Genomic DNA, 18091 nt, shown 5'->3' with positions numbered 1-18091 from the left:
AAAACATTACTATCAAATAATGGTTCTAATTTATCAATAGTTAAATTAAAATCTTTATCTTTAAGTTCATTAATAGCACCAACAATAGTTTTATTAGTAGTTTCTAAATTATGAATTTCTTGACCAATAGCATTTAATTGAAATGCTATTGGAAACATTGCTTTTGTATCTTCTAATTTTTTATCTACTTCTGGTTTTGTATAATAATTATTTGGGTCAACTCCACCATCAGTAGCACTAATTTTATTATTTTCATCAATAGTTATATTAGTACCCGCAATTAATTTATCTTGTTTTTTATCTAATAAATTATTAGTTTCTAGTTTTGTGTAATAATCACGTTCAGTACCTTCTTCTGCTATAAATTCAGTTGGTGTATCTATTCCTTGATATTGATATATTTCTTCTATATCACCAATTAAATTAATTTTTCCACGTTCAGGATAAGAATTACCGCCACCACTAAATTTTTTATTTTTATTGTTATAGTAAATCGTTCCGGTATTTAAAATTCTTTTATTTTGGATTTGTTCATTATACGTCATGGAATCAACATTTAACAATTCAAATTCATTAAAAATATTATTTAAATAAATTTTAATTACTTTATAAAATTTCATAAAGTTATTTTCTGTTGAATATTGATAACTGATTTTAATAAAATATCATTTAAATATTTCTATATTATTATTTTCAACTTTCTTTCATAAAGGACTAGTTTCAATATTAAATCAATTATTTTTAACATCATTAATATTTTCATTTGCTTTAATTAATTCAGTATTTAGTTTGGTAATTTCATTTTCATTTGTAGTAATTCGTTTTTGTTGTTTAGCAGAAAAATCACAAGTTGGTGCATGTGTATAATCACCAATTTGTGGATTATTTTGTAATGCTTCGGGTGGTAATGTACCAATTTCATCAGGTCAATCTAAAATCATTGTTTCAGTTTTTGGGTCATAATCTGTTGCAACATAACCTTTATTAATAAATTTACTAACAGGACCTCTATATATTTCATTTTCATTATCATCAAATAAATCATCATATAATTTAATTTGTTTTAATAATGTAAATTCTTTTTGTTGTTCAATTAACTCATCAACTTGATTTCTAGTATAAAATGCTTTTAAGTCAATTTTTTCAACATCTATTTCATCGTCATTATAACTTGAAAATACTTGCTTTAATTCTGTTAATCTTGCTCATATTTTCATTCTACTAGGTGCTAAATCTCAAACATTAATTGTAGGAGTACTATTTGCACTAAATTTATTACCATTATTAAATTGAATAGTTGCATCAACATTAAATTCAATTGGTGTACGATTAAATACTCAATGTTCAACCATTACATAAACCATATCTCTTAATGTTTCTTTAATTAATTCATCTTTAAAACTATCAAAAGCAAATTTAGATAAAATAAAATCAAGATAAGCATTAATATCATTTTGCGCGCGAATAGCAAAAGTTTTAAATCAATCATTAACATTAGGTCATGTTTTTATATATTGCTGTGGTGTTTCTGTAATTTTTCCAGTTAATGGATATCAGTTATTATAATTTTCAAGACTGACATCAGTTCAAAGTTTATTAATCATAATTTATCATTCCTTAAAAAATGCTTGTTTATAATGATGAGTATGTTTTTTTGTTTTTTTATGTGTTATATGCTCAATTTCTTTTTGTATTTTATTTTTACCTTTTTTTAATTTTTTCTTACTTTTTGTTACAATTTGACTATATGCAAACTTTTCTAAATGATGTAATAATCCAGTACCAAATAAAGTGTTTACTGAAAATTTTAAACCAACATTTTTAAATGATTTGTTAATATTTTCAATAGGATTATTAATAACATTTACTACTTTATGATAAGTTCTAATAGTTCTAAATATGGTGGTTAGCCCTAAATACTGGACCACTTTTGGATAGACAGTTTTAAATTTTTATTTGTGAAATTGGTGGTTTTAGAAATTTAGAATGTATTCTTTCGTAATTATAAAACATAATATATTGGTTTACATCATTTATAGCTTCATTGAGAGAAAAATATTGATTTGATCCTTTAGGTAGTCATTCTTGAGATAAATGAGAAAATCAGTTTTCAGATATTACATTGCCACCAATATCATAAGGTTGTTTTTTGCTTAAAATTATTTGCTTATCAGCAGCTCAATTTGTGATGTCTTGACAATAAAATTCGTTGGCGTTATCTGAGTGTAAAATAACGTTTTTTACTTGGTTTCAAGAGAATTGTTGATTTATTTTTTCAAGTGCAGGAAGGATTAAATCTTGATAGGATTTGTTTGAACATGTATTATAGCTTACAATATTATTTGAATAAAAATCAATAATTACAAAAAGATATAATCAACCTTCTTTAGTATTTATTTGTTTAGTGTCCATTGATCAAATTTGATTTGAAGAGGTTGTACTTTTATAATCTTTGTTTACTTTATCCATTGTAGGTATTCACTTATTTGGATTTTTTTTGTTTTTAGGATAGTTATTTTTAGTTTGTTTTAATCCTTGAAGATTGTGATCTTTCATAATTTTTCGCATTTGTTTTGTTGATAATTCTAGATTTAAAATAATATGTTTGTATTGTTTTAATCATTCTTTAAATGCTGAAAAAATTCGTAAATAGCCATAAATTTGTCCTTTTCTTGTAAAATGAAATTCAAGTAAAAGTTGGCATAATTCTTGATATTTATGTGTACAATTACTAATTTGATTTTTTTCTTTTTTAATAGGGTTTTGTTTGTTTTTTACAAAATAATATGTTGATCGGTTTAGTTGAAGATGTTGGCAAAGATATCTAATTGAATATTGGTTTTTGCTATCATCAATAATTTGAATTTTTTGTTTGATATTTAACTTGTTAATTACTAATGCTATTTGTTTAATTTTATCCATTATTAAAAATCCTTTCATGTCAAAATTAGTGTTAATTGTATAACACAATTGTTTTTCGAATACATTCAAGTTTTTTTTTAAATTAATGGTCTAGTAAAAAGGGCTAAGATTGGTTGAACATTATTTTCATTTTCTAACATTGAACATTCTCCTAATCTTATCCTAATAATCAATCTTTAACTAATTGTGGCATTTCACTTATTAGTTTTTTATAATCATTAACAGCATTTTTTAATGTATTGATATCAGAAAATTTAAAACAATTATCAATATGTAAATCAAAATCTCTATCAATATTGATATCTTGTTTTCTATATTTTTCATTAAATTCAATTTTTGTCATATTATTTTCTTCTTTTATTAATTTTTTCATTTAATTTTGCTAATTTTTTTTGATGTTTTATAATTTTATTATTTGCTCTAACATGTTTTGGAGTTGTGATAAATCTTTTTAATAAAACAATAATTTCTCTGCAAATTAATGTTCCAACACTTGTTCCAATAATTATTAATTCATGTAAAAATTCTTTCATTTGAATATTTTCCTTTCAACTATTTATTTTTAATTTTTAATTATTCATCAAATTGACCACCATTAATTCTTTCAATCATAGATTTTGAATTACTTATAATGCTTACTAATAAGGCCATTTCTTTATTTAACTGTTCCATTCTCTCTTTATATGTCTGAATTTCATTATTATAATATTCAATTAATTTTTCTTTATTCATAAATTATTCACCTCCTTTATAAACTCATGTGATTATAATCTCAATTTAATTAAGCATTATCATGATTTAATGGTACTTCGCTCATATTATCACTACCATATTGACTAGTTGTTTCACTATTAATTGTGAATCTATTATCATTAATTAATCTTGCAGTTTCATTATTAAATGCTGTTTCTTGCATTTCTTCATTATGATGTGTGGTTTCCATAGGTAATAAATTATTTATAATTTCAGAAGCACCAGCAATTATGGTAGGTACTGCATAAGCATTCATAAAATCATTATTAATACCCATAGCAACACCACTTGATATTAAACATCCACCAGTAGCCATATTACAAATCTTTCTTATTGTTTCAAATTTATTAGGTATTAACTCAGTTAATCCACTAATAAGATTTGATATACCATAAGCATTTAAAGAAAAATATGTATCTCAATCCATTAATGACTGATTTTCTTGTTTATTTAATAGTAATCATGGTGGACCTTCTGTTGTAGTTGTAGTAGTTATTGGAATTGGTGTTGTTGGAATAATAGGATTAATATTATTTTCTGTTCATTTACTATAATTTGCTAATCCAATTGTTCCTAAACCTAGTAATATTTTTTTACTACTATTAATTAATTTAGTTTTAGTATTTGGTCTTTGATTTAAATTTCAAATATCTAAACCTAATTTTTTACCAAATAATAAACTATTAATTGAACCTAAAACTGGATTTGCAATTACTTGACCATAATAAGCACTTGTACCTATTATTGCACAAATTGGACTTATTCCAATTCTAATTAATTTAGTTAAAGTATAATTTGATTGTGTATTTTCTATACTTGGCATTTTAATCTCCTTTAATTTTCTAATTTTTTAATTGTTACTTTAATTCAACCTTGATAAACATCATTATCACCAACTATTAATGCAACATTACTTTCTGGGTCAGAAACAATTATGTGTTTTGATTTAACATTTGGATATTGTCTTAAAATAATTGCTCTAATATCATTACTTGTATGAATTGCTTTTGGAAATGGTGATAATATTTCAATTTCATCTTTATTTTCAAACAAAGTAAGTAATATTATCATTAATTATTCTCCTTATGTTTAATTTCTTTTGATATTTCACTTAATATTTTTAATACTTTATATTCATTTTTTAATTCTTTAATAATAAATATTAAAATTATTATTACTGTTATAGATGTTATTAATATTGGTACTATTAATAAAATTTTTCATAATATCATTTTTTACTCTTTTCATTTTTTAAATCATTTAACATTAATTGAACAAAATGTACGATTTTTAGGAATGTTTAAAGTATTAAAGATTTGACCAGTTACTATAATTTCATCATTTTTGTTTAATAAAATACAGCGTCTATAAAATTTTGGGTTGTTAAAAATTAAAGTAACATAGTTTAATCCATTTCACTGACCTCGAACACTATAATATAATTCTTTATTACCTTTTTCATAATATTTTGTTTCAATAGTGTTACTTAGTTTTACTGTTAATTTGACATAATTTACTTTCTCTTTCATCTTTATAATTTCCTTAAATAATTATCAAAAATTAATATTTTTTTATGATTTTTTAAATAATATTGAATATGCTTATAAGCATCTTGTTCATGTTTTGTTAATTTTATATTTCCTTTATATTCTGTTATTTTATTTTTATTTTTTGGGTGATTTTCAAAATAATCTCAGTTGAAAACATCTTGTACTAATACCATTAATGAACCAATAATTTTAGGAGTTGCTAATGGATTAGTTAATAATTGTTTTGAACTTAAAAAGAAATTTTCTACAATAACTAATATTTTTTTATTAATAAATTTTTCTTTAATTAATTGAAATTTTTCTTTATACATATTTTTAGTTCATAAAACAGTTAATGTATTGAATGTTTCATTAAAAACAATATTATTAGTTTCATTTGAATAAATAACAATTCCATTGTTGCCAATTCCAGCGGGGTCAATTCCAATAATTAAGTCATATTGCATTAATTAAGTTAACCTCTAATAACTGTTTTAATAATTTCTAAATCACAATTACATCAACAATATTTACATTCTTCAATAAATTCTTTATGACCACAAACTAAATTATCTTTTTTTAAATCATCAATCAGTTTAATTAGTCCTATTTTAAATTCAATATCATCACTGTCTGGTATGCAAATCGTTCCTATTTTAGATAAATATTCTTTATCCATATTTATATCTCCTACTTAACCTAATATTTAAAATACAGTCATAACAAATTGCTTTATTATTTTTATCTCTTAAAAAATATTTTCTTGTTTTTATATCATTAGTATTAAAAAATAAATAATCTAATTTATGTTGTTTACATGTTCAACAAAAATACTTTTTCATTATGAGTTGAAATTTCTTTATATGAAGTAACTATATAATTAATTGGTAAATAATCATGTTTATATGGATTATTTATTTTAAAGCCTTTTCTGTTTTCTTCTCACGTAATGTTATATTTAAAACAAGGATTAGTAATTTTAGTTTTGTTATCTGTTATTTCACCCATAAATCAACTATTATGCTGTTCATAAAATGTTAGTGGTTCAAGTTTTATATCATTAAGATAATATTCTTTTGGAGCAATTGGTTTATTAACAGTTATTTTTTGGTATTTAATATATGGTTCTAATAATTTTATTAATTCATTACCACTTAATTCTCTTTTAATATTGTCTAAATTAAAAACTCAATATGTGTAACTGTTATCAACAATAAAAGAATTATTTTTAATCATTCATTTTGGAAGCGATAATTTATATTCAACATAATCAATAAGAATAGATTGTGGTTTATCTTTAACAATTTGTTCTTTTTTAAATTCTACTTGCATAATAATCCTTTTCTAATATGTTCTGTTGCTTCTAGCATAAAGAACATATATTTTGATTTTTAGATTATTAATAATACTACTATTCGTTTTATTCATTCCATGAAAACTGGGCTCAAAAATAAATTTCAAAAAAAATAAAAAATAAAACCAACACTTGCTCACTTGATAGTGGCAAGGTTGGTTAAATAAAGAATAGAATTAATATAATAGGTCCCTACAACAGGTCTATATATACTAGTTTCCAATTCGCTCCCACCCCAAGAATTACCATTAATGGTTAGTATATTTTATTAGGTATCACTCCACTTTTTATTTATCCATGCAAGTCCACATGTTCTAGCTACTATTTTTAACAACTGTGTTGTAGTTCACTGTTTTAGTTCCCTAACACGTGTTGATAATAGCGTTAAAGAAGATTATTAATTATTAACTTTCTCCTACTTGGTCACTGCGTGTAGTAGATATTTAAAGGGTGTTAATAATAAAAATTTTAAAATTTTACAATTACAAAAAAAGACAAGATTATTTCTTGTCTTTTTTCCTTTGAGAATAATTTTTTAAATGTATATTTTTAAAATACGTCGAATATAAATTTAAGGGTAAAAGAGAATTTAATTTGTCTATCATCATTTTGAAATGGTAATATTCAAAAGAATTTATTTATCTAGTAATTAATCTTCCTACTTTTTTGGGAACCTCCCAGAAAAAAAAATATAATTCCAAAAATAAATTTAATAATACCTGGTGAAATATGTTCTTTAGCAACTGATACAAAAGGTAATCTTTATCTTGGAACTAGAAATAGTTCTTGACATGGTGCTATTTACAAATGTTTAGCAGAAGAAACAAACTTTAAACCAATATTAGGAATATATGGTGAAATATGAACAATAGCTATTGATAAAAATGAAAATGTTTATATAGGTACTAGAGAAAGTAGTTTTAAAGGTAACGTTTATAAATATCAAAAAAATCAAAATACTTTTAAAAAAATGTATGGTATAAATAAATCTGTTTCTTCTTTAACTTTTGACAATGATGATAATATTTATGCAGGAGTTTGAACCGGTTCATATCAATCTCCTAGTAATGGTGAAGTTTACAAATGTTTAGCAGAAGAAACAAACTTTAAACCAATGTCTGGAATAAAAGGGGGAGTACTATCATTAGTTTTTAATAAAAATACAAATTTTTTATATGTTACTACATGAAACGGAGATGGAAAAACTAAAACTAATGACGGTTCACTTTATAAATGCTTACCACCAAATAATGTCTTTACTTTAGTTCAAAAAAATTTACCAGCTATATGACATCTAAAAACCAAAGATAGTGAACCATTTATTGAACTTGAATATTAACAAATATCAAAAAAATATAATTGAAATTAATAATTATTAATTTAACATTATTGAAAAATTGATTTCAATTAAATTACATAATTAATCTCTAATGAAAAACAATTTAATTATTTTTCATTAGAGATTTTTAATATTTATATTTTCTAATTTTATTAAACTTCTAATCACTTTAAAATTAAAATTTTACTTCTTAAATTCCAAATTTAATATTGATAACTGATCAGATGAAATTTCACTAGGACTATTTGTTAATAAACAAATACCACGATTATTTTTAGGAAAAGCAATAGTATCACGAATTGATTCATTCTTAATTAAAATCATTAATAAACGATCAATGCCAAAAGCAATACCACCATGTGGAGGAACTCCGTAATTAAAAGCTGATAAGAAAAAACCGAATTTATTTTCAATTTCTGTTTTACTTAAATCTAATAATTCAAAAATCTTTTTTTGTAATTTATAATCATGAATTCTAATGCTCCCACCAGCAATTTCAAAACCATTTAAAACCAAATCATAAGCATCTGCAGTTAAAGTTCCTAAATCTTTATTTTTTATATCTAATAATTTTTCAGGATTTTTTGGACTTGTAAAAGGATGATGACAAGCTTGTCATTTATTTTCTTCCTGTTCAAACATTGGTCAATCAATAATTCAAATAAATTCAAAGTTTTCAATATTATTCATAAAATCTTTATGATTAATTCGTTTTGACAAATCATTAATATAAAAACTTCTAATAGCACCCATAACTTTATTAGCAACATCTTGTTGTTCATATACGAAAATTAAAAAATTATTATATTTTATTTTTGATATTTCTTCTGCTAAAACTAAATCATCAAACTTTACTTTAGAATTATTATGAATAATTTTTTTCTTAATTAAGTCATAAATTATTAATGTTTTTCCTCCATGCTGATTGCTAATTTCTGTTATTTTTTTTATAGTTGTTTCATTCATTTTATCATTAACTATAAAACCCTTATAAATAAATCCATCACTATTATTGTTAATATTAATATTTATTAACTTACATGTACAACGCAAATCAGGTTTATCACTACCATATAAATCCATTGCTTGATCATAGGTAATCGATGAAAATGTTGAGGGAATATTACCAATTTTTAAAGTATTAAAAAGACTTATTATCATATTTTCTACTATTAATTTAATTTCTTTACTAGTAGTAAATGCCATTTCTAAGTCTAATTGTTGAAATTCAGGTTGTCTATCAGCACGAAAATCTTCATCACGAAAACATTTAGCAATTTGATAATATTTGTCAATACCTGATATCATTAATAATTGCTTATAAATTTGTGGTGATTGTGGTAAAGCATAAAAATTTTTTTTTTGAATACGAGCAGGAACTAAAAAATCACGAGCACCTTCTGGTGTTGATTTTGTTAAGCAAGGAGTATCAATTTCTAAAAAATTATTTTGATTCAAAAGTGTTCGTAAGCAACTAAGAACTTGGTGTTTAAATTTAATATTATAATTCATTGCTGGTCTTCTTAAATCTAAATAGCGATATTGTAAACGTAATTCTTCACTAGCAAGCGTATTATCATTTTTAATAACAAATGGTAAATTAATAGAATTGCTTAATATTTCAATATCTTTTGCTACTACTTCAATCATATCATTAGCAGTTTTTGCATCTTTATTTTTTCGTAAGACAACCGTTCCAATTACTTTTAAAACAGATTCAACTTTAACATTTTTTATTTCGTGATAATATCCGTTATCTGGTTTAACAATGACTTGTGTTGTTCCATACATATCACGTAAATCAATAAAAATACCAAATTTATTAATACGAATATCTTTAACTCAACCACTAATAATAATTTCTTTTGTAATATCACCCTGCGTTAAATTACCACATGTATGAGTTCTAAAGAGTTTTTCCATATTCTTCATTCTCCTCTAATAATAGATTTTTAACCTTACTAAGCAATTGCTGTTCAGTATCAAAAATTAATTTTATCATTTCTTTTTTAACAAAAGAATAAAAACTAACCTGATTTTTTTCTTTTAAAAATAGTATATTTTTGGCTAAACTACGATCAATAATCTGTGACTTATTTTTATCTTGATATAAATTATATTCCATATCAATATGATAATTTTCTTTACGTAATTGTAATAATAAATCGGAAGCTATTATTAATCCTAATTCGCTTAAAGCAATAATTTGTAAATCAATAATTGGTGGTTTATTAATATTTTTATTTTCTACCAATAATAACATTAATCTTTCAATACCAATTGCAAAACCAATAGCAGGTATTTTTAATGGTGAGCCCAATTCATTAAATAAATTATCATATCTACCACCACCAAGTAAAGTATTTTGACTTTCACCAATTCGTGAATCAATAGTAGTTATTTCAAAAATAATACTATTATAATAATCTAAACCACGAACTAAATGCTCATCAATAATAAAATTAACTTTATTATTTTTTAAACTATTAATAATGGTTGTAAAATATGTTTTTTCTTCATTATTTAAAAAATCATTTAAATATGGTATTTCTAAATTTAATTTAGTACAAATTTTACAATCAAGAACTCTTAATGGCGATACTTTAACTCTAATTTGACAATTTTCACACAATTGCTTACTTTGATTTAATAATTGTTCTTTAAGTGCTATTTGGTATTTATTTTTTGTTTCATTAGATCCAAAATAATTAATATTTAAAGTTAAATTTGGTATTGAAAAACTTTTTATCATTTCTAGGGCCATCATCATTACTTCAACATCAACTAAAGGATGTTTAACACCAACAGTTTCGATACCAAATTGATTAAATTGACGTTGACGCCCTTTTTGAGGTCTTTCATATCTAAACATTGAACCATAATAAAAATACTTTAACGTTTGCTTAGATTTATATAATTTATTTTCAATTATAGCACGAACAATACCCGCTGTTCCTTCAGGACGAAGAGCTAATAATCTATCATTTTTATCATTAAATTGGTAAATTTCTTTCTGAATAATATCAGTTGTATCTCCCACGGCTCGTAAAAATAGTTGAGCATTTTCAAAAATAGGAGTAATAAATTCTTGATAATTATATTTAATTGCACACTGTGTTAAAGATTTAATAATATTACGATATATAATAACCTCTTCATTATACATATCACGTGTTCCTCTTGCTTTTTGAAATTGCATACTTTTTTTACTCCTTTTAATAAAAAATAAATCTTCTAAAAAAACGTTCTTTTATTTTAGGAACGTTTCTTAACGCGGTACCATCGTAATTCATTTACAAAGTAAATGCACTTAATTATAATTTATCATATTTAATTAATTAATAATACAAGCTATTTAATGTCATAAAATTAGTTAACCAATGTTTGCACCAACCACACCGTCTCTTAATGTTTACCCTAAATTTACTTTTAAATGCTGAAAATATTATACTAAAATATTACATAATTATTCTGTTTATTGCAATAATATCAGGAATTTTTTTAATTGATGAAATAATTTGATGTAAACGTTCAATATTAGAAACTTTAATTAAAATTTTTAAACTTCCATGATTTTCCTTAAGCTTATTATTAGCATCAATACTTTGAATTTGTGCCTTTAAATAGCCCAAAATATTTAAAACATCAGTCATCAATGCTGGTCGATCTAAATATTGAATTTGAATTTTTGAATTATAAAGATGATGACTGGTTGCTAATAAATTTCACTTAGTATCAATAATACGCTCTTTACGCTCTGGCAAACTAACATTAGGACAAATTAAACGATGAACTTTAATACCTTGCCCTTTAGTAATATAACCCGCAATTGGTTCATCAGGGATAGGTAAGCAACAATGAGCCAATGATGTTTTAGTATTGGGCGCATTTTCAATAATAATTTCATTATTACTACTTAAATTCATTGTTGTTTGTTGTTTAGTTTTTAATTCTTGAAATGTTGCTGAATCACTATATAAAATAGTAGTAACCGCCTGTTCAATTGTATAAGTTCCATTAGCAACATCTAAGCAAAAATCTTCATATGTTTTATATTTTAATGATCTAATTCTTGACATAATAACATTACGTTTTGCAATTTTTCAACGAATGTGATTTTCAATAATATATTCTTCTATTTTTTCCTTTGTTTTTTTTATTTTCTCTTTGTTTTCTGTATCTTTAATTTTATTTTCTTGATTAAACTTTTCTTGCTGATTATTTAAATATTTTTTTATTTTATGTTGAGCAAAATTGGTCTTAACAATATTTAATCAATCACGAGAAGGGCGTGCAGTTTTAGCAGTTTTAATTTCAACAATATCACCTGATTTTAAAACAGTATTAATAGGAGAATAAATACCATTTATTCTTGCACCTACTGTTGTTTCACCAATTTCAGTATGAACTTTAAAAGCAAAATCTAAAACAGTTGAACCAAATGGTAATGTTATAACATTACCATTTGGAGTTAATACATAAATTAAATCACTAAAAATATCTTGTCGAATTTCTTTTTCTAAATTATTATCTTTGGCAATATTATCTGCTAATATGTTTTCATCAACATTTGGATTTAAGTCATTTAAATTTAATATTTCTTGAAAAATATTTAATTTTTCATCAATTTCTGCTTGACGTTTCTTAGGATTTTTATTTTCCCCTTCTTTATATCTTCAATGCGAAGCTGCACCTGCTTCAGCAAAATCTTCCATTTCTTCAGTTCTAATTTGTAATTCATAAATTTCATTATCAAAAACAACAGATGTATGTAATGATTGATACATATTATTTTTTGGTGTTGCAATATAATCTTTAAATCTACCCGGAACAGGAGTAAAACTTTGATGAATATAACCCAAAATGGCATAACAACTATCAATAGAATTAGTAACAACTCTAATTGCTAAAATATCATGTATATCATCAAAATCTTTTCCAAAATAATACATTTTACGATAAATAGAATATAAGTGTTTACTACGACCATAAATTTTAAAAATTAAATTTTTATGTTGTGATAATGTTTTACTTAATTCTTTAATAATTTCATTAACTAATTTTTCACGTTTTTCACGATCCAAATTAATAAGGTTATCAATTTTTTTATACTCTTTAGGATGTAATAGTGCAAAAGAACGATCTTCTAGTTCTGATTGTAATTTACGCATACCTAGACGATGAGCAATAGAAGCATAAACTTCTAAAGTTTCTTTAGCAATAATTATTTGTTTTTCGGGAGTTAAAAAATTAATAGTTCTAATATTATGTAAACGATCTGCCATTTTAATAATAATGACACGAATATCATGAGCTAAACTTAAATATAATTTACGTAAATAATTAGCTTTAATTTCATTTCTTTTTTCTTTTGCAAAATGACTAACTTTAGTTACAGCTAAAACTAAATTAGCAACTTCCAAACCAAATTCTGCTACTAACTCATCAAAAGTTGTTGGTGTATCTTCTAAAATATCATGTAAAAATCCTGCTTGTATTGAAGAGACATCTAAATGTCATAATACTAAATTATATGCTGTTGATAAAACATGATAAACATAAGGATCACCATTCTTTCGATATTGATCTTTATGTTTTAATAATGCATATTCATAAGCTACTTTAATTTTTGTAATTTGCTTAGGATCTTTGATAAATGTTTTTGCTTCCGCTAATAATTGGTTAAAATCTTTACAAGTTAAATTATTCATTATTTACTACTTATTAAAACTGAATTATTTCTAACAGCGGAATATTATCAAAATGATGTTTATTAGCAAATTCAGAAAGCGAAATTAAAGTAGCAATGCCAACTGATTGAGCATTACTTTGTTTTATTAAATTAAGACAAGCATTAATTGTTCCCGAAGTTGCAATCAAATCATCAATTATTACTACTTTATCTTTTGTTGAAAGTACATTTTGCTGCATTTCTAATATAGCAGTACCGTACTCTAAATCATAAGTTACTTTATAGGTTTTACCTGGTAATTTATCTTTTTTGCGTGCAAGAACTAATTTGATACCCAACTTATATGCTATAGCAGTACCAAAAATAAATCCTCTTGCTTCAGGTGCTAAAATTGCTGTTGCTCCACATTTTTTAATAAAATCTACAAAAATATTAACAACACTTTGAAATGCTTCTGGATTACTTAATATTGGGTTAATATCTTTAAATTGGATACCTTTAATTGGAAAATCAGGAATATTAATAATAATTTTTTTTAATGATTCTTTTGTCATTGCAACCACCTATTCATTAATACCTTTAATAACATATTCATCTGCACCAATGAAATGTTTTTTAATTTTATTAATACGTTTTTTATATCTATAAACTCTTCATTTCTCAAAATAAATTCAAATAAAAGGAGCAATAAAGTAAGATGATACTAAACTTACTATACAACCTATTAATAATGATAAACTAACTATTCAGAAACTAGGAATAATAAACATAACAATTACTGATGTTATTAATACTACACCATTAATAACTAATGTTCTTGGTAAAGCCTTTTGAACACTTTTATTTGAAATTTCAATTATTTCTTCTGTGCTAATAACTTGTGTTTGATTATTATTAATCTTAATTTCACGAATATTATCAAAAATTGACATAATACTAATTATTGTTAAAATCATTACTCCCAATAATATTCCAACAATTGAAGTAGAAATTACAATTTGGAAAATACTAATAATAGCAAGTGTCATTAGTAAACTAAAAATAATAGCTAAAATTAAAGGAATAACATAAGTTAATTGAAATCTAATAATAATATAAATTAAAATAACAATAAAAGATAAAGCAATTGAAATAATCATATTAACTAATAAATCTACACCTGACTTAGCAACAACTAGATCAATTTCTCCTCATTGTAAAATAGATTCTTGTTTTCAATTTCTAGTAATCTCCCCTAAAAAATTCTTAAACCTTTGCTGCATACTTTGAGAATTTACTGTTGTTTGAACAATAATTTTAAACTGATATGGTTTTCCTTCACCACCAGCAATTAAGGAAAAATTAATATTTTTAAAATATTTACTAAATTGACTATTATTTTGAATTTCTTTACTAATAAAATCTTTTGCTAATTCTGCTTCTTTAATAATATTGTAACTAGGATCACTTGGATCTTGAGTAATTGTACCCATTCCAACAAAATCAGTTCGTTGATCAAAACCAGAACCAAAATTAGAACCAATTACACCATAAGTAATACCTGAAGCAAGAACAATAACAGCAGAGCCTGAAAGAATTCATTTTGTTAATTTATGAAAATAATTTCAGTTACTTATTTTAAGTTTTGAAAAAACATTTTTAAAATTAACTAATATTTTTTTGTCTTTTGCTTTAACTATTTGAATTTTTAACGGTTTTAATGCATTAATTAATTCTTGTTTCAATTTATTAATTTCTTGTGAAAGATTTAATTTTAAATCTTTTACTTTTGACTTATAAACTGATCTTGATTTACTATGTTCTTTTTTTAATTGCTGTTTATCAACTTTAAATTTTTTAATTAATTCTTTAACTTTATTTTTATAACTAATTTTAAGCTGACATTTTTCTGAAATTAATTGGTCTTTTATTTTTTTATCACTACTTTTAATATTATTTGTATCTATTGAATTATTTAAAACTATAGTGCTTTTTCTATTAATATTATTAGTTCCTAAAAGTTGAGGTTTATTTTCTAACCAGTTATTTCGTAATAATGTTCATAACATTAATCTTAATAAGATAATTCCAAAAATAATTACACCAAAAGTAGCAATAGAAGTCATAATAATAAAACCTTTGATAGCACGAGTTCCAAATCAGAAAATAGTTAAATTAACAATTAAAATAATAGCGCTACAATCTAATGAAGAAGATAATGTTTTCTTATTTGCTGATTTAAAAGCACTAATCAAAGTTTTACCTTGCATATATTCATTTTTAAAACGTTCCAACAAATTAATAATCGTATCTAATGATAGTGCAAAACCAATAATTAAAGCAATTACGCTTTCAGGAGCAATTATGCCATTAATGAAAACAAAACTAACAATAGTAAATAATAAAAATAATGATATTATAATTAGAACAATAACTCCTAACATACGATAATAAAACAGAACAATAGTCATAAGAACAAAGGTAACTAATATAATAATAACAACTGCAATTTTTAAAGATGTTACACCTAGCGTTGGACTAACATTAGCATAAGATAACATAGTAAAATTATTTTTTGACAATCCTGATGTTAAAACACTTTTCATTTGTTTAACTGTTTCAAGATTAAAAGTATCTGAATTAATTGAAATACTATTGTTAGTTACTTTAACTTCACCAACTCAATATGGAATATAACGATAATCAATAACATCTTCATGTAAAATATCTGAAACATCTGGTAAACGTAGTAAATCTTTAATATAAGGTAATCATGCATTCATAGGTGAACCAACAATAGGAGAAGCAAAAGGATCAAAGCGATTAGCAGGATCATATGTATTTTTTTCATCATTAGTATCAACAGAAAGACTATGAACTGAACCTAAATTATCAGAATAAATTCAATTAATACCAAATTGACCATTTTGATTAGGATTTAATAGTCATGCTAAAGTAGGGTCTTGTGCTTTAGCTCTAGCTAAAATATCAGTACCTTTACCAAGACCTGGTGTATTATTATCTAATAATGATGTTAATGATGCTTTAATCTTACCATCAGGATCATTTTTAAGATTATCAATTATAAAAGCAAGTGAGCGAATACCCTCCATACTACTTCGAATATAATCTAATAACTGACCAATATCTGAATAAATATAAAATGTATTTTCTTTGGCAGAAGTAAGTTCTTTTAAAACTGAATCATTTTTAACATCAAAAAGAAGTTCTGGGCGATGAGTAACAGAATTATTAACAGCTTTAATAGCAGAAAAAACATCACTAGTTAATAATCTTTTATCTCTTTTTGTTCAAGTAGTAGCTTTGTCATCTTTCTTTTCGGTTGCTAATAAGTCATTACCATCTTTATCAACAATATAAGAATAACCACGTCGTGATACACTGTGAACAAAAGTAGAAATATCAACTCCCGCATCTTTACTCAACGCTAAATTATACTTATTATTATTGCTAGTAATGCTTTCAATATAAACATTACTAGTACCTAAAGGATCAACTCTGTCTTTTAATAAATTAATAACATCTTTTTGTTTACCTTTACCCTCATATTGAACTTGTGTTTGATAACCCCCAGCAAACTCAATACTTAATTTACTATTATTTTCAACATATTTAGCACTAAACACTACTGAAATTATTATTCCAGAAACAATAATTATTAAACTAAAAATCCTTAAAAAAAATCCAAGATTTTTAGTTTTTCTTGTCCTAGAAGAAGTGTTCATATTTCTTCACTCCTAAATCATTTTATTTGTATAAACATAGATTGTATATTATTTAAGCACTATATAAGAATACCAACATTCGTTATAAATAACAATTGTTTTACAGTAATATCAAAAATAATTATTTTCTAAATAAAATTATATTATTATTAATATATTCTTTACCAATAATTGTTATTTTACGACCCTTAGTTGTCTTAGTAAGACAACCACAATGAATAAGTCAAGGTTCATAATGAATTTCAAGATTTTTTCTTTCTTCATTCAAAAGTTGACAAATAGTTTCAATACTCAAACTTTTATCTAAATTTACATTATTAAACAATGCTAAATATGCCAATTGTAAACTATTTAAACCTAAAGGATAAATTTGCAAAAAAAAATAAAATTTGCAAAATATTAGTTTCATTTAAATCTACATTCATAACAACACAATAATTATACAATTGTTTAATGATGTTAATAATGAGTCGCGGAATATTACGACAATGATTAGCAATAATATTTATTATATTATTTTCTAATTTTCAATTTAAACTTAAAGAAACTTGTGAAATAATACTTTTAATATCCTGATAATTATAATCAGATAATTGTAAAATATTAGGAATACGACTTATCAACGCTTTAGTTAAGATTCCTACTTTATTTTTAGAAAGAGCATTTGTGAAAGAATATCATTTATCTACAAAAATTGATATAAAAAGTAGTGATAATACAGCCCCTATAGCAATTAGTTTAGAAAATAAAGGTAAGAATAAATGTTAAGTAATTTTG

19 protein-coding genes are annotated in these 18091 nt (G+C 23.8%); 1 reads left to right on the top strand and 18 read right to left on the bottom strand.

Annotation, left to right across the window (positions count from 1 at the left end; genetic code table 4):
* Positions 1 to 1607: 1607 nt before the first annotated feature.
* The 12 genes from SPIRDC1_RS09355 to SPIRDC1_RS09300 form a co-directional block, all read right to left on the bottom strand.
* Positions 1608 to 1928: a hypothetical protein gene (locus SPIRDC1_RS09355; RefSeq protein WP_174481562.1), complete on the bottom strand. Its 321-nt coding sequence runs from the start codon at positions 1926 to 1928 to the stop codon at positions 1608 to 1610.
* A gap of 16 nt (positions 1929 to 1944) precedes the next feature.
* The gene (locus tag SPIRDC1_RS09350; RefSeq protein WP_174479968.1) at positions 1945 to 2940 is read right to left on the bottom strand and encodes an IS3 family transposase; all 996 of its coding nucleotides are present in this window, start codon (positions 2938 to 2940) and stop codon (positions 1945 to 1947) included.
* A 139-nt stretch (positions 2941 to 3079) separates the two neighbouring features.
* A complete protein-coding gene (locus tag SPIRDC1_RS09345) occupies positions 3080 to 3295 on the bottom strand; it encodes a hypothetical protein (protein WP_174481561.1) in 216 nt (71 codons plus the stop codon).
* Positions 3267 to 3455 carry a hypothetical protein gene (locus SPIRDC1_RS09340; RefSeq protein WP_174481560.1) on the bottom strand — a complete coding sequence of 63 codons (189 nt, stop codon included), beginning with the start codon at positions 3453 to 3455 and terminating at the stop codon, positions 3267 to 3269. Before SPIRDC1_RS09340 ends, SPIRDC1_RS09345 begins: the two co-directional genes overlap by 29 nt.
* Positions 3456 to 3495: 40 nt before the next feature.
* Positions 3496 to 3654, bottom strand: coding sequence for a hypothetical protein (locus SPIRDC1_RS09335; protein WP_174481559.1), 159 nt, complete (start codon positions 3652 to 3654; stop codon positions 3496 to 3498).
* 49 nt (positions 3655 to 3703) lie between these two features.
* On the bottom strand, positions 3704 to 4498 hold the full coding sequence (locus tag SPIRDC1_RS09330; protein ID WP_174481558.1) for a hypothetical protein: 795 nt from the start codon (positions 4496 to 4498) through the stop codon (positions 3704 to 3706).
* A gap of 11 nt (positions 4499 to 4509) precedes the next feature.
* The gene (locus tag SPIRDC1_RS09325; RefSeq protein ID WP_174481557.1) at positions 4510 to 4746 is read right to left on the bottom strand and encodes a hypothetical protein; all 237 of its coding nucleotides are present in this window, start codon (positions 4744 to 4746) and stop codon (positions 4510 to 4512) included.
* Entirely contained in the window at positions 4746 to 4907 is a 162-nt protein-coding gene (locus tag SPIRDC1_RS09320) for a hypothetical protein (RefSeq protein WP_174481140.1), read from the bottom strand. The genes SPIRDC1_RS09325 and SPIRDC1_RS09320 overlap by 1 nt, the downstream gene beginning before the upstream one ends.
* Positions 4908 to 4910: 3 nt before the next feature.
* On the bottom strand, positions 4911 to 5204 hold the full coding sequence (locus tag SPIRDC1_RS09315; protein ID WP_174481556.1) for a hypothetical protein: 294 nt from the start codon (positions 5202 to 5204) through the stop codon (positions 4911 to 4913).
* 2 nt (positions 5205 to 5206) lie between these two features.
* Positions 5207 to 5671, bottom strand: a complete 465-nt coding sequence (locus tag SPIRDC1_RS09310) for a hypothetical protein (RefSeq protein ID WP_174481555.1) — start codon at positions 5669 to 5671, stop codon at positions 5207 to 5209.
* Between the two features lie 8 nt (positions 5672 to 5679).
* A complete protein-coding gene (locus SPIRDC1_RS09305; RefSeq protein ID WP_174481554.1) occupies positions 5680 to 5883 on the bottom strand; it encodes a hypothetical protein in 204 nt (67 codons plus the stop codon).
* Between the two features lie 134 nt (positions 5884 to 6017).
* Entirely contained in the window at positions 6018 to 6536 is a 519-nt protein-coding gene (locus SPIRDC1_RS09300; protein ID WP_174481553.1) for a hypothetical protein, read from the bottom strand.
* 992 nt (positions 6537 to 7528) lie between these two features.
* On the opposite strand from SPIRDC1_RS09300, the gene SPIRDC1_RS09295 reads away from it, so the two are divergent.
* Positions 7529 to 7897 carry a hypothetical protein gene (locus SPIRDC1_RS09295; protein ID WP_174481552.1) on the top strand — a complete coding sequence of 123 codons (369 nt, stop codon included), beginning with the start codon at positions 7529 to 7531 and terminating at the stop codon, positions 7895 to 7897.
* A gap of 183 nt (positions 7898 to 8080) precedes the next feature.
* On the opposite strand, the gene aspS is transcribed toward SPIRDC1_RS09295, so the two are convergent.
* From aspS to SPIRDC1_RS09265, 6 genes are all read right to left on the bottom strand, one after another.
* On the bottom strand, positions 8081 to 9820 hold the full coding sequence (gene aspS, locus SPIRDC1_RS09290; protein ID WP_174481551.1) for an aspartate--tRNA ligase: 1740 nt from the start codon (positions 9818 to 9820) through the stop codon (positions 8081 to 8083).
* Positions 9804 to 11096 carry a histidine--tRNA ligase gene (gene hisS, locus SPIRDC1_RS09285; RefSeq protein WP_174481550.1) on the bottom strand — a complete coding sequence of 431 codons (1293 nt, stop codon included), beginning with the start codon at positions 11094 to 11096 and terminating at the stop codon, positions 9804 to 9806. Before hisS ends, aspS begins: the two co-directional genes overlap by 17 nt.
* A 259-nt stretch (positions 11097 to 11355) precedes the next feature.
* Positions 11356 to 13608 carry a RelA/SpoT family protein gene (locus SPIRDC1_RS09280; protein WP_174481549.1) on the bottom strand — a complete coding sequence of 751 codons (2253 nt, stop codon included), beginning with the start codon at positions 13606 to 13608 and terminating at the stop codon, positions 11356 to 11358.
* 13 nt (positions 13609 to 13621) lie between these two features.
* Entirely contained in the window at positions 13622 to 14143 is a 522-nt protein-coding gene (locus SPIRDC1_RS09275) for an adenine phosphoribosyltransferase (protein WP_174481548.1), read from the bottom strand.
* Positions 14144 to 14152: 9 nt separating this feature from the next.
* Positions 14153 to 17314 (bottom strand): protein translocase subunit SecDF, encoded by a 3162-nt coding sequence (gene secDF, locus SPIRDC1_RS09270; protein WP_174481547.1) that lies wholly within the window; start codon positions 17312 to 17314, stop codon positions 14153 to 14155.
* A 121-nt stretch (positions 17315 to 17435) separates the two neighbouring features.
* The gene (locus SPIRDC1_RS09265) at positions 17436 to 17690 is read right to left on the bottom strand and encodes a Holliday junction DNA helicase RuvB C-terminal domain-containing protein (protein ID WP_174481546.1); all 255 of its coding nucleotides are present in this window, start codon (positions 17688 to 17690) and stop codon (positions 17436 to 17438) included.
* Between the last annotated feature and the right edge of the window lie 401 nt (positions 17691 to 18091).

Source organism: Spiroplasma endosymbiont of Danaus chrysippus, assembly GCF_902809815.1.
Classification (GTDB): domain Bacteria; phylum Bacillota_I; class Bacilli_A; order Mycoplasmatales; family VBWQ01; genus Spiroplasma_E.
Note: the sequence above shows the minus strand (reverse complement) of the source record. Positions and strands in the feature narration are given on the sequence as shown.